13 protein-coding genes are annotated in these 12,773 nt (G+C 62.6%); 7 read left to right on the top strand and 6 right to left on the bottom strand.

Annotated features, from left to right (window positions below; translation table 11 throughout):
- Positions 1-20 precede the first annotated feature (20 nt).
- The 3 genes from ACILSE_RS08370 to ACILSE_RS08360 all read left to right on the top strand — a co-directional run bounded on the left by ACILSE_RS08370 (position 21) and on the right by ACILSE_RS08360 (position 2,045).
- Positions 21-635 carry a L,D-transpeptidase family protein gene (locus tag ACILSE_RS08370; protein ID WP_395716924.1) on the top strand — a complete coding sequence of 205 codons (615 nt, stop codon included), beginning with the start codon at positions 21-23 and terminating at the stop codon, positions 633-635.
- An 18-nt stretch (positions 636-653) separates the two neighbouring features.
- Positions 654-998, top strand: coding sequence for a rhodanese-like domain-containing protein (locus tag ACILSE_RS08365; protein ID WP_395716923.1), 345 nt, complete (start codon positions 654-656; stop codon positions 996-998).
- Between the two features lie 72 nt (positions 999-1,070).
- Positions 1,071-2,045, top strand: coding sequence for a magnesium transporter CorA family protein (locus ACILSE_RS08360; RefSeq protein ID WP_395716922.1), 975 nt, complete (start codon positions 1,071-1,073; stop codon positions 2,043-2,045).
- 6 nt (positions 2,046-2,051) lie between these two features.
- Here the strand turns inward: ACILSE_RS08360 and ACILSE_RS08355 are convergent, their stop codons facing one another.
- Both ACILSE_RS08355 and ACILSE_RS08350 read right to left on the bottom strand, forming a co-directional pair.
- Positions 2,052-3,563 carry an arylsulfatase gene (locus tag ACILSE_RS08355; RefSeq protein ID WP_395716921.1) on the bottom strand — a complete coding sequence of 504 codons (1,512 nt, stop codon included), beginning with the start codon at positions 3,561-3,563 and terminating at the stop codon, positions 2,052-2,054.
- Positions 3,560-3,715 carry a hypothetical protein gene (locus ACILSE_RS08350; protein ID WP_395716920.1) on the bottom strand — a complete coding sequence of 52 codons (156 nt, stop codon included), beginning with the start codon at positions 3,713-3,715 and terminating at the stop codon, positions 3,560-3,562. Before ACILSE_RS08350 ends, ACILSE_RS08355 begins: the two co-directional genes overlap by 4 nt.
- Before the next feature lie 74 nt (positions 3,716-3,789).
- Here ACILSE_RS08350 and ACILSE_RS08345 point away from each other — a divergent pair, with 74 nt between their 5' ends.
- On the top strand, positions 3,790-4,671 hold the full coding sequence (locus tag ACILSE_RS08345; RefSeq protein ID WP_395716919.1) for a right-handed parallel beta-helix repeat-containing protein: 882 nt from the start codon (positions 3,790-3,792) through the stop codon (positions 4,669-4,671).
- Here ACILSE_RS08345 and ACILSE_RS08340 read toward each other — a convergent pair whose 3' ends face one another.
- The 4 genes from ACILSE_RS08340 to ACILSE_RS08325 are packed head-to-tail and all read right to left on the bottom strand — an operon-like array spanning position 4,672 to position 7,785.
- Complete coding sequence (locus ACILSE_RS08340) at positions 4,672-5,853, bottom strand: serine hydrolase domain-containing protein (RefSeq protein WP_395716918.1); 1,182 nt, start codon at positions 5,851-5,853, stop codon at positions 4,672-4,674.
- The gene (locus tag ACILSE_RS08335) at positions 5,850-6,383 is read right to left on the bottom strand and encodes a TPR end-of-group domain-containing protein (protein ID WP_395716917.1); all 534 of its coding nucleotides are present in this window, start codon (positions 6,381-6,383) and stop codon (positions 5,850-5,852) included. The genes ACILSE_RS08340 and ACILSE_RS08335 overlap by 4 nt, the downstream gene beginning before the upstream one ends.
- Positions 6,384-6,410: 27 nt before the next feature.
- A complete protein-coding gene (locus ACILSE_RS08330; RefSeq protein WP_395716916.1) occupies positions 6,411-6,980 on the bottom strand; it encodes a DUF2062 domain-containing protein in 570 nt (189 codons plus the stop codon).
- 1 nt (position 6,981) lies between these two features.
- The gene (locus ACILSE_RS08325) at positions 6,982-7,785 is read right to left on the bottom strand and encodes an undecaprenyl-diphosphate phosphatase (RefSeq protein WP_395716915.1); all 804 of its coding nucleotides are present in this window, start codon (positions 7,783-7,785) and stop codon (positions 6,982-6,984) included.
- A 257-nt stretch (positions 7,786-8,042) separates the two neighbouring features.
- Here ACILSE_RS08325 and ACILSE_RS08320 point away from each other — a divergent pair, with 257 nt between their 5' ends.
- The 3 genes from ACILSE_RS08320 (at position 8,043) to ACILSE_RS08310 (ending at position 12,763) form a co-directional block, all read left to right on the top strand.
- The gene (locus ACILSE_RS08320) at positions 8,043-8,831 is read left to right on the top strand and encodes a M23 family metallopeptidase (protein ID WP_395716914.1); all 789 of its coding nucleotides are present in this window, start codon (positions 8,043-8,045) and stop codon (positions 8,829-8,831) included.
- An 86-nt stretch (positions 8,832-8,917) separates the two neighbouring features.
- Positions 8,918-10,396, top strand: coding sequence for an OmpA family protein (locus tag ACILSE_RS08315; protein ID WP_395716913.1), 1,479 nt, complete (start codon positions 8,918-8,920; stop codon positions 10,394-10,396).
- Between the two features lie 51 nt (positions 10,397-10,447).
- The gene (locus ACILSE_RS08310; RefSeq protein ID WP_395716912.1) at positions 10,448-12,763 is read left to right on the top strand and encodes a cytochrome c3 family protein; all 2,316 of its coding nucleotides are present in this window, start codon (positions 10,448-10,450) and stop codon (positions 12,761-12,763) included.
- The last annotated feature ends 10 nt before the right edge of the window (positions 12,764-12,773 follow it).

Below are 12,773 nucleotides of genomic sequence, written 5' to 3'. Positions count from 1 at the left end.
CGCGCCCGATTTCCCCACGCATGAGCCATCTGGAGACCTCAAAGATCATCCGCCTCGCCCTTTTCTCCGCCGTCGCCCTGCTGGTGTCCTGCCAGAATGTCGCTTCACGCGGACAGACGCAGTACCTCGAAGCCTTCAATCCCGGCAGCGTGCCGCATTCCGCGATGTACAACGCCGACCAGGTCTCCTACTGGGACGGCGACGGCATCAGCGGCGCGGCCAGCATCACCATCGATCTCAGTGATCAGAAGGCCTACTTTTACAAGGGAGGCACGCTGGCGGGCGTCTCCGCCCTTTCGACGGGTGACGAAAAACACCCGACCAAGACCGGAAACTTCAAGGTCATCGAAAAAGACCAGTGGCATAAATCCAACCTGTACGGCGACTTTGTGGACTACGCCGGAAACGTGGTCGTGGCGAACATCGACATCACCAAGGACAAGCCGCCGCCCGGCACACGCTTCGAGGGCTCGAAGATGCATCACTTCATGCGCTTCACCGGCGGCATCGGCATGCATGAGGGCTTCCTGCCCGGCTATCCCGCCTCCCACGGCTGCGTGCGCATGCCCGGCCACATGGCGGCCATTTTTTACCACAACGTCGTCAAAGGCACGCCCGTCACCGTGCGTCCCTGATCCCAGCCCGCCGCCGTCATGACACCGGAAACGCCGATTGAAATCAGCCCCACCGATGTCAGCTATCTCATGGGACGCCCTGGCGAGCGCACCTTCCGCCTGATCGACTGCCGCGAGGAAAGCGAATGGCACGTCTGCCATCTGCCGGACGCTCAGCTCGTCCCGCTCTCCCGTTTCGGCGAGCTGGCGCCGCAGGTTTTCGCGAACACCCAGGAGCATCTCATCATCTACTGCCATCATGGCATGCGCAGCCTCCGTGCGGCGCAGTGGCTGCGGGAATATGGCTTCATTCACGCGCAGAGCATGCGCGGCGGCATCGACGCGTGGGCCGACCTCGTCGATCCTGAAATGCCGCGTTATTAAATCACATGCTGCGGACTTTGCGGTGGCACGTTGATGCATGACGACTACCATGCACGCCCTCAAACCGCACGCATGGTCCGCCTTCTCACCCAGCAAGGACAACTCATCGACTGGAACGACGAGAAATCGCATCCGTTCCCGGACAATCTTGTCTTCCTCGACCTGCTGAATCCGGGACGTGGCGAAGAGCTGGAGGCGGAAAAGTGGCTCGAATACCAGCTCCCCACGCGTGAGGAAATGCAGGAGATCGAGGAATCCAGCCGCCTGTATATGGAGAAAGGCGCGCTTTACATGACCGCGTGGCTGCCCGTCGGTCTCGACACGCCGGATCCCGACAGCACCGCGATCTCATTCGTCATCGCGCCCGACTGTCTCACGACCGTGCGCTATGCCGACCCGATGGCCTTCCGCGTGCTCGTGGATCAGGCGAAGCGCCAGTGCAGCATGCCGCTGAGCAGCGACGCGGTCTTCCTCCTGCTGCTGGAGCTCATCGTCGCCCGCATCGCCGACGCGCTGCAAAGCGTCGAGGGCGACATGAAAAAAATCTGCCGTGACATTTTCAGCCTCGACCCGCACAAGGCGCACGCCCGCGTGGAAAAGGATCTCAGCGACGTGGTGAAGCTCCTCGGCCGCCGCAGCGCCCTCGTCGCGAACCTGCGCGAGAGCCTGCTCAGCCTCAGCCGCATGCTGCAGTATTTCCTCAACAACGCCGCCACCTGGATGCGCGGGGATCTCGCCGCGCAGTTCCGCAGCGTCATGCGCGACATCAAGAGCCTGGACGATTACACCAACCAGCAGACGCAGGAGATGACCTTCCTGCTGGAGTCCACTCTCGGCCTCATCAACATCCAGCAGAACCAGATCATCAAGATCTTCACTGTCGCCAGCGTGCTCTTCATGCCGCCGACTTTGATCGCCAGCATCTACGGAATGAACGTCGGCCTGCCCGCGCAGGGCCACGGCTGGGCCTTCTTCATCGTCATGGTGGTCATCGTGCTCTCCGCTGTGCTGCCGATCTGGTTCTTCAAGCGCAAGCGGCTGCTGTGATTTAGCTCACTGATCCAGCGCCGCCATCGGAAAATCAGCGCTGGTGGTGTGCTGTGCGGCCATGATGGTCTTCATCTGGGTGATGATGTCAGGATGCTCAGCCGCGACGTTTTTTGTCTCGGCGGGATCGGTGGTGATGTTGAAGAGCTCCTCGCTTGGAGCGGAGGCCCTGGCTTTCGCGCCTTTGCCGCTGAGTTGGCGGCGCACGAGCTTCCAATCGCCCATGCGCAGGATCTGTTGGCCGCCGTAGCCGGGGAACTCGCGATACAAGAACTCACGCGCCGGTTGCTTCTCACCGAGCAGCGTCGGCGCGAAGCTGATGCCGTCGGTTTTCGGTGTTTTGTCCTTCGCGCCGATGAGTTCGGCGAGCGTGGGCATCCAGTCCTCGAAGCCGGTGACGCGGTCGCTGGTCGCGCCGGCCTTGATCTTTCCTTTCCAGCGCACGATGCCGGGGGAGCGGAAACCGCCTTCGTAGAGCGTGCCTTTGCCATCGCGCAGGCCTTGGTTGGAATTGAAGAAGGCGCAGTCAGTGCCGGCGAGTCCTTGATGCGTGCCGCTGACAGGGCCGTTGTCGCTGGTGAAGACGAAGATGGTGTCCTCATCGAGACCGAGTTCGGCGATGAGCGTCATCATCCGGCCGATCTCGCGGTCCATGCGGGTGATCATGGCGGCGTAAGCGGCCTTGGGCTTGAAGTGCGGCAGGTAGCCTTTGCCGCCGGGATAGGGCGGATCGTCAAACTTGCCGAGGTATTCCTGCAACGAGTCATCCGGCACCTGGAGCGCGACATGCGGCGCGGTGGTGGGCCAGTAGAGGAAGAAGGGCTTGTCCTTGTTGTCGCGGGCGAACTTGAGCGCCTGCTCCGCGATGAGGTCGGCGGAGTATTCGGTGCCTTGGAAGCGCCGGTAGCTCTCCGGCTTGTTCGGGTCCTCGTCGGGCTTGAGCTTGTCGTTGGAGGGGAACGGCGGGTTCTTCAGCTCGATGGTCTTGTCGTTGTCCCACAGATAGGTGGGATAGAAATTGTGCGCGACGCCCTGGCAGTTGTAGCCGAACCAGCGGTCAAACCCCTGCTTCAGCGGCTCGCCGGTCGATCCCGGACCGCCCAGGCCCCATTTGCCGAAACCGCCGGTGGTGTGGCCCATCGACTTGAAGACCTCGGCGAGTGTGATGGCGGCGTCTGGAATCGGAAACTGACCTTCATGCTCCGGTTTGCCCATTTTCGGCAGTCCCTTGGCGTTGTCGGCCTGGCGGTTGTCGCGAATGAAGGCGTGTCCAGGATGCAGGCCGGTCATGAGCACGCAACGCGAGGGAGCACAGACCGCGTTGCCAGTGTAATGCTGCGTGAGGCGCATGCCCTCCGCCGCCATGCGGTCGAGATTAGGCGTCTTGATGTACTTCTGGCCGTAGCAGCCGAGATCGCCGGGGCCGAGGTCATCGGCGAGAATGAAGATGACGTTCGGCTCGCGGGCGTGGGCGGCGAGAGCGCACGCAAGGATGAAAAGGCTGGTCAGGAGCTTCATGGCGAGGTGGGAACGGCAGCGGGAGGCGTTTCTTGTTTCAGTTTGCGTTTGGGCAGTGAATCGAGCTTCCACTGCATCCACAGCGTGAGCAGCGCCATCGCGGCGATGAGCAGCGCGATGATGTAGAAGCCGGGGCGGGATAGAAACTTCATGAGAGTGGCGGAAAGAAACGAAAGAAGGCGAAAAAAGCCAGCAGCGGAGCGATTCAATCAAACACAACTCCTTCATGAACCGGCTCCTGCTTCTCCTACCGCTCCTTTTGCTCAGCCAACCCGCTCATGCCCTCCCTGAGGCGGCGATTCAGAAGTTCATCGATGACGCTATCAAGGCGGGTGGCGGCGAGGTGGTCATTCCGCACGGAGTGCATGTGATCGAGCGCGGTCTGATGATCAAAGATGCCAAAAAGCTGCGGATTGTCGGCCTGGATGCGGAGGAGACGGTGCTGAAGGCCGCCCCGAAGGCGGTCTCGCTGTTTTTGCTGGGCGGGACCTGCGAGGAAGTGCGGATTGAGAAGCTAACCCTCGACGGCGGTCAGGATGCTGTGTCGGAAATGGCGGAGACGGGCTTGGCGAACAAGCTGGCGAAGGTGCGTGTGGGGCGCTGCTTTTTCCAAAATCAACGTCGCTCTGCCGTTCTGCTGCCAAAGGCCGCCATCGAGGCGCTGGAGATCGAGGATTGCACGTTTCGTGACATCGCAGGCACGGTGGTGGTGTTTGGAGAAAGGATGAGCGGCTGCTCGATCACGCACAACCATGTGACGCGCTGCCAGACTGGCATCGAGCTTGCCGGTTCGCAGCGCTGCCTCGTCGCCAGCAATGAAATCAGCGCCTGTGGCACGGGCGTGCTCATCACCGCCGCCACGGAGGTTAAAATCATCGAGCAAGGCAACGTGGTGGCGCTCAACGCCATCACTGGCAGCCTGAAAAACGCGGTTCAGATCAACGCACGCACGCAGAAGAACTCCGTGATTCAGAACGAAATCAGCGGCAGCGCCGACGATGGCATTCACCTCTTGGGCGAAGCGCATGTGGTGAAAGGAAACAAAATCACCGGCAGCGGCGGAAAAAACATCGCCGTCATCGAGGGCAAACACGACGTCGCCGATTGATCAGCCGCCGTACAGAGCCTTCACCAACCCCTGCACGCGTTCTCCGGGAAGAGCGCCGACTTCCATTTGATTCATGACGTAGGCGAATGAGATGCCGTTCTCCGGATCGGCGAAGGCGAGGCTGCCGCCGGCGCCGGGATGACCGTAGGCTTTCAAGCTCGGACCGTAGAGCTGGCGCAGCTTGCCCCCATGGTTCGCGGACTCCGGATCTTCATCGATCGGATCCTGCATCATGCCGTTGGAGAAGGCGACGGGGGTGAGCAGCACGGAGTCGTTCTCCTGGGTGAGCGTCTGCTCAAAGCGCCGGGTGACCGATTCAGGAATGATCTGCGCGCCGTTCCAGCGCCCGCCCTGCGCGAGCATGCTGTAAAATTGCGCCAGTCCGCGCGCGCTGCCGACGCCGCCCATGCTGGCATAGCCACGCGCCCATGTTTCGCTTTGGTTGAAGTCGCTCACCGCGTTCAGACCGAAGGGCGAGGTGAACGTGCGCTGCGTGAGCGTGCCGGCGGTGTTGAAGGCTTTGATGAACGGCTGGTCGCTGTTGGCGATGCTGATTTTGCCAGGATAAATCGGCGAAACACGGTCCCACTGCGCGCTGGGCAGGCCGATCCAGAAATCGAGCGCCATGGGACTGCCGAAGACCTCGCGGAAGTACTCGCCGAGCGACTCCGCCTCGGTGAGACGGCGCACGATTTCATCCAGCAGAAAGCCGAAGGTGCGCGCGTGATAGCCCTGGCGAGTGCCCGGCTCCCACAGCGGATGCTGGCGCTCCAGCGCCTCGACGACGGCCTCGTAGTTGTAGATCGGCGTGCGCTGGTCGAGGGCGCACAAACCCGCCGTGTGCGTGAGCAGATGGATGAAGGCGACGTTCGATTTGCCACCGCCGACGAACTCTGGCCACACCTCGGCCACCGGGCACTCGAGCGGTATGCCCGCCTCTTCCAGCGCGAGGAGGCAGCACACGGCGGCGGGGCCCTTGGTGGCGGACCAGACAGGAACGAGCGTGTTTTCATTCCAAACGCGCGAACGGGCGCGGTCGCAATGTCCATGCGCCAGGCTCAAGACCTCGCGCCCATGCTGCCAGATGGAAACCGAAGCGCCCATCTCCCAGCGTGTGCGAAAGCTCTCCTCAAACCAGGCGCGCACGGCCTGGAGGTTCGCAGGACTGGCCGGCGTGCTCATGCGGGGTGGGTCTCTAGTTGCGCGCGGAGGCAGTCGAGGTCGCGGTCCTTTTTCGCATGGTGCCGCAGCTCGCCGTCCATTTGAAAAGCGCGGTCAAGGTAAGCCAGCGCCTTGTCATGCAGGCCGAGGCGGGCGTGATAGCAGCCCATGTTGTAGTAATAGACGGATTTCGTGCGCAGCGTGGCCGGTCCGCGGGAGAGGACGTCCACCGCCTCGGCGGTGCGGCCGAGCTCATGCAGGCAGAAGGCCGCGTGAATGTAACCGCCCGGCTCCTGTGCGCAGAGTTTTGTGGCCAGCGCCAGCGCCTCCGCCCAGCGGTGCCCGCCCATGAGGCAGAGCAGCGTGATCTCGATGACATCCACACGATCATGCATCTCCGGCGGGAGCGGAGCGAGCTCCTCCCGGGCCTCGTCAAAGAGCCCCAGCTCCACATAGCCCTGGGCGGCGATGATTCTGCGTTCAGCCTCGGTCATTTTGCGTTTGATGCGCCCATGAGAACGCAAAGCACGCGCCTGAACAAGGTTTTTCATGCCTTCCAGCCGTGATCTTCCAAAAGATCACGCCGGGCGCGCAGCCCGCAATTTTTTCGCCGCCTCCACGCGCGCGGTGACCTCCCACGCACCCCACGTGGCGATGTAGCCGGCCAGAGCAACGGCCGCGCCAAGAATGACGCCACCCACGAGCATGACGGGCGCATGCTCCTTGAGCACCAGCCAGGCATCCACCATCGACTCAGGCAGCTCGGTGGGAAAAGGCGTGGCGGGCACTTTGGTGTAGAGCGCCAGGAACCACTTCCCGATGGTGTACTCCAGCCAGGCGATGAAGGGAATGGTGAAGGGATTGCTCAACCAGCACAGCACCAGGGCCACGGGGATGTTCACACGGAAGATGGCGGCCAGGATCGTGGCCGTGGGCATCTGGATGGGCAGCAGTTGCAGCGTGATGAAGGTGCCGACGGCCATGCCGCCGGCGAGCGTGTGCTGCGTGGGCTTCCACACGCGCTTGTCGAGGAAGTGACGAGCAAACCAGCGCATGACCGGCCTCTCCCGCAGTTTGCGCGGATGCTTGAGGAAGCGGATGGTCTTGAAGACCGTGCGCCGGAACCAGCCCTGGAGCATCGCCATCATCTCAACGTCCTCCTCCGGTGCCCGCCCAGGCCAGCAAGGCCACGCCGAGGACGATGCGATACCAGGCGAAGCCATTGAACGTGTGCCCCTGCAAGAATCGGATGAGCCACTTCACCACGATGAACGCGGAGACGGCGGAAACCACCGTGCCGAGGACGACCATGGCCCAGTCTTCGTTGCCGGCCTCGCCGTCCTTGATGGCGGAGAGGATTTTGAAGCCGCCGGCCGCCATGAGCGTGGGGATGCCGAGCAGAAATGAAAATTCAGTCGCCGCAGGCCGCGCCACACCAAACGCCATCGCCATCAGGATGCTAGCCCCGGATCGTGAAGTGCCGGGAAACACCGCGGCGAGAAGTTGCGCCAGCGCCACGGCCACCACCACCGTCCAGGTGATGTCCGGCGTGCCGGGCTTGTCCTTGTGCAAAAACTCCAGCACCAGGATGATCACGCCGCCGGCCAGCGTGGCCCAGGCCACGGGCGGAATGGTCTCCGGCAGCTCGATGTCGAGCTTTTTGACGACCAGACCGCCGACGGCGGTGATGAAAAAGGAAACGGCCAGCTTGGCGAGATAATCCCGCGTGCTGGCATCTCCGAGCGTGGTGGCGAGCTGCTTCACTCGCTCGGTGAAAACAGCCAGCACGGCGAGCACCGCGCCGCTCTGGATCACCACGTTGAACAAATCGCTCTTCGCAGGCAGCAGGCCGAGGTTTTGCGGAATGAGCAGGTGCCCGGTGGAGGAGATGGGCAGAAATTCGGTGACACCTTCGATGATGCCGAGGAGGATGATCGCGAGCCAGTCAGGCATGAGCAGGTTGGAGAAAGTAGTGAGCGGAAAAAAAAGACTGTCGGACGCGGTGTGTTGCTTTGCAAGCGGTCACACTTCAGTCGCTGCATTGACTGTGGAAATTTCGAGCCCTGACGGACATCTCTTGCATGCGAAGGGTTTTCAAGCTGGCCTTTGCGACGATTTCGGCTACCATCCCTGCCCTTTCCGGCATGCCAGCCAATGCCTCCAACCCACCCCTGACCTCACGGCGCGTCTCTTCCGCCTGGCGAACCGTCATGGCCTGCGCCTGCGCCGCCCTGCTCCTGCCTTCCGGTGTCAGCGCGCAGTCCGGCTCCACCATCCGCGTGCGGTTGGCAGACGGTTTCGACTTCCCAGTCGGCAAACCGGACGCCGACGGCTACTACAAGGCGCGTGGTTACTGGCCCAACGGCCATCTCGGCGAGGACTGGAACGGCCGCGGTGGTGGTGACAGCGACCTCGGCGCTCCGATTTATGCGATGGGACGCGGCGTGGTCATTTTTTCCCAAAACATCGGTGTGGGCTGGGGAAACTGCATCCTCGTGCGCCACATTTTCCGCGAAGCCGACGGCAGGCTCGCCATGGTGGACTCCCTCTACGCGCATCTGCATGAGCGGAAGGTCAAATTGCATGAACTGGTCGAAAAAGGACAGCTCGTCGGCACGATGGGCGGCAACAACGGCATGTATCCCGTCCATCTGCACTTCGAGGTGCGCAAAAACCTCCACATCGGCATGAACCGCAGCTCCTTCGCCCGCGATTCGTCGAATTATTACAGCCCCACCGCCTTCATCAACGCGCGCCGCGTCCTTTCCTCCAGCACGCAAAAATACGACGTGCCGGTGAACAACTTCGCCCCCTACGGCCGCGCCCTCGCCGACACGAGCAGCGATGGGACGCGCACCGCCAGCGTCGATGTGCCTTCCTTCAACACCACCACCTCCGGCACCAAGGACGAGCCCAAGGACGGCGACGACTTCTGGTCCCGCCTGAAATCCAAGATGCGTGGCGGCCAGGTCACTCCCGGCACCGAGGAGAAACGCTGAGCAAACCGGGACGCATAATAAGCCTTGATTCAACACCGCCCGTGGTGGCATCTTTGCTGCTGTCACAGGACAGCCTCCTCCCGGCCATGCATCCTCCGCCCCGTCCCCACCCTGTCCGTTCCACTCACGGCGGCAGCATCGTACCCATCCTCATCGTCGTCGCAGCCCTTGCCCTCAGCACCGCGATCTTTTTCCTCTTCACCAAGAAAAAGATGATGGCTCAGGAGCAGGCAGCGGCCTCCGAGACCGTAAAAACTGCCGACAATCAGGCCAAAAGCGAAACGGCGGCCACCAAACCTGCCGCACCGATGCCGGCAACGCCCGCCCCGTCGCCGAAAATCGAGCCGCCGCCCGTTCCTGCCCCGCCGCCTGTTTCCTTCGCCTTTGCACGGCCCATCGACTTGGGCCGTCAGCTCGTGCGCAGCCTCACCACTGGCGATTTTGCAAATGCGGGACGCCTCGCCGCCGCCGGTGACACCGCGCAGTCTGAAAGCGCCGCCAAGCTCTTCCAAAAACTCGCCGAAATGGGTTTCAAGCCGGGCGCGGAGGACCAGGTGGCGCTGCTCGGCCTCGTCGAGAACCGCACCCGCATCGCCATCCCCTTCACGAAACCCGGCACGGGCGAGTCCGTCCGCATCCAACTCGACCTGGAACGTGACGAACGCATGGGCTGGAAGATCGCGAAAGCCACCTTCCCCAAGGAAATGAGCAGCGCCGTCGCCGCCATGCCCGCCGCCCCGTCCGCGCCAACCGCGCCGGGCACCACGCCGCCCGCCCCAGGCACGCTCGCGCCGATGAAGCAACTTTTCGCAGTGGACGAGGGCACCGACGCGCTCGCCTTCGCCAGCGACTTCGTCAGCCACCTGCTCAAGCACGATTTCACGGCCGCCCGCAAGTTTGTGGATGAAACCAAGGTGCCTGTCGAGCGCCTCGTCGGCCTCTGCATTGTCTTCGAGGAAGGCCAGTACTCCCTCAACCCCGGCAAGCCGCTCATCGTCACCATTGCCAATCCCGAAGTTTCCTGGGTCATCGCCCAGGTGCAGTCCGAGACGCTCCAGCAAAACACCGAGTTCGGCGTCGAATTGAAGCGCGCCGACATCGCGCAGTCCTGGAAGGTCGCCGGCCTCAACCTCTCCGATATCCTCGGCTCCTTTGCGAAAAACGCCTCGAAACTCGGCGTACCCTACACGCCCATCGTGAAGAACCCGAAAGGCGGCGAATCGCTCGCGCTCTACTTTGAATACGACCGCGCCGAACTGCATCCGCGCGCGCAAAAGCAGATCGATGTCATCGCCGCGCTCATGAAGGCCGACCCGTCGAAAAAACTCCGCATCGCCGGCCACACCGACGAAAAAGGCGCCGACGACTACAACATCAACCTCTCCCGCAACCGCGCTGAAACCGTGAAAAAGCAGCTCGTCGCCCTCGGCGTTCCTGAAACGCAGGTGGAAACCGCCGCGCTCGGCAAAGCCCAGCCGCTCAGCCCGAACAAAAAATCGGACGGCTCCGACGACCCCGAAGGCCGCAGCCACAACCGCCGCGCGGAGATCTACCTCGATTTCTGATTCTTCAGCCTGTCTTGCGCCGTTCCAGCGTCCGCCTAGTCTGGCGCACGCATGAAGAAAAAGTCCCCGCCAGCACCTGAACCGCCAGCGTCATCGTGGAAGGCAGCTGTGATCATGGGGACGATTGCCCTCGGCATGGTCGCCCTGCTTGTGAAGTTCATGTGGCCGGGCAGATCGTTCACTCCGCTGCCGGCCCCGGCCGTCGTTTCACTGGCCAAGGCCGAGCCGTTCCTCTTGCCGGACGAAAAAGCCGTCTTCGCGCAATACGCCGGCTCGGCATCCTGCCGCGAATGCCACCCCGAGCAGTTCACCAAGTGGGAGAGCTCTCACCATGGCCTCGCGGAACGCAAACCGGACGCGAAACACGATGACACCGCGTTCGTTCCCGCCAAAACGTTCGCTCACGGCTCGCAGAGCACGACGGCGGCCAAACAAGACGCGGATTACATCCTCACCGCGCTCGGCTTTGGCAACAAGGTGGCGCCTTACAAGGTCGAGCGCGTGATCGGCCACGATCCGTTGCGGCAGTTCCTCGTCGATGGCGGCAATGGCCGTCTCCAGGCGATGGAAGCCTGCTTTGATCCGCACAAAGGCGAGTGGTTCAACGTCTATGGCAGCGAAGATCGCAAACCCGGCGAATGGGGTCACTGGACCGGCCGGGGCATGGTGTGGAACCAGATGTGCGCCACCTGCCACAACACACGCCTGCGCAAAAACTACGACGCCGCGAAGGACGGCTACCAAACGACGATGGCTGAGATGACCGTGAGCTGCGAGGCCTGCCACGGCCCGATGAAATCACACAACGAGTGGCAGAAAGCCAATCGCGGCGTCAAAGGCGATCCCACGCTCGTGAAATGGTCGCGTGACCAGCAAATCGAAAACTGTGCCGGCTGTCATGCACGGCGCGGTGAGATCACCGGCGACTTCGTGCCCGGCGAGTCCTTCTGGGACCACTACCACCTCACCATCACCGACCAGAGCGACACGTTTTATCCCGACGGCCAGATTCGCGACGAGAACTACGAGTTCAGCAGCTTCTTCAGCAGCCGCATGCACCACGCCGGCGTGCGCTGCATGGACTGCCACGACATGCACAGCATGAAAACCATCCTGCCGGGCAACCAGCTCTGCATGCGCTGCCACACGCAGGGCGGCTTCCCGAACGCGCCGGTCATCATGCCGGAGGCGCACAGCTTCCACCAAACCACCAGCACAGGAAACCAGTGCGTGAACTGCCACATGCCCCAGACCGTTTACATGCAGCGCCACCCGCGCCACGACCACGGCTTCACCATTCCCGATCCGCTGCTCACGAAGGAGTTCAACGTCCCGAACGCCTGCAACAAGTGCCACACCGACAAAACCACCGACTGGGCGCTGGAAGCCACCCAGAAGTGGTGGGGCGACAAAATGAACCGCAAAACACGCACGCGGGCCACGCTGATCGCCAAAGCACGCCGGGGCGACACGGATGCGCGCGACGGCCTCGTCGATCTGCTCGGCAGCGATGAAATCCCGCACTGGAAGGCCAGCGCCACACTGCTGCTCGACCGCTGGATCGACCAGCCGTCAGTTCAAGCCGCTGTCACGGCGCAATTGCAGCACGCGCACCCGATCGTTCGCACCAGCGCTGTCCGAACGCTCGAACCGATGCTGCAGGACGGCACCATCCGTTCCAGCATCGAGCCGCTTCTCAACGACCCGGTGCGCGGCGTGCGAGTTGCCGCCGCATGGGCCCTTCGCGACACCCTCCATCTCGACTCCGCCGCCGGAAAAGATCTGCGGCACATGCTCGAGCTTAACGCCGACCAGCCAAGCGGCCAGATGCAGCTCGCGCAGCTTGAATTCTCCCGCCGCAACACCTCCGCGGCCATCAAGCACATGGAAACGGCCATTCAGTGGGATCCAAACTCGCCGCCATTCCACCACGATCTGGCCATGATGTTCAGCGCCACCGGGCAGACACCGCTCGCCATCCGTAAATTGCGCGACGCGATCAAGCTCGCCCCCAATCACGCCGAGTATCACTATGAACTCGGGCTCGCGCTCGCCGAAACCGGCGACATGGCCGGCGTAATCGCGTCACTGCAAGAAGCGGTGCGCCTCGATCCCTCGCTCGCACGTGCCTGGTACAATCTCGGCCTCGCCAAAAACGGCCAGAAGGACATTCCCGGTGCGCTTGAGGCCCTCCAGCGCGGCGAACTCGCCAATCCACGCGATCCAGGCATTCCTTATGCCCGCGCCACGATTTTGGCGCAGCAAGGCCGCCGCGAGGAAGCCATCGCGGCGATTGACCGCGCTCTCGCTGTCGCTCCCGGCTATGGAGAGGCACTGCAACTGCGTTCCGCCTTGATGCGTCGTTGAACGAGGACCT

This window comes from Prosthecobacter sp. (assembly GCF_044236155.1).
In the GTDB taxonomy this organism is placed as follows: domain Bacteria; phylum Verrucomicrobiota; class Verrucomicrobiia; order Verrucomicrobiales; family Verrucomicrobiaceae; genus Prosthecobacter.
The sequence above is the reverse complement of the archived record's forward strand: the minus strand, read 5'-3'. Positions and strand labels throughout refer to the sequence as shown.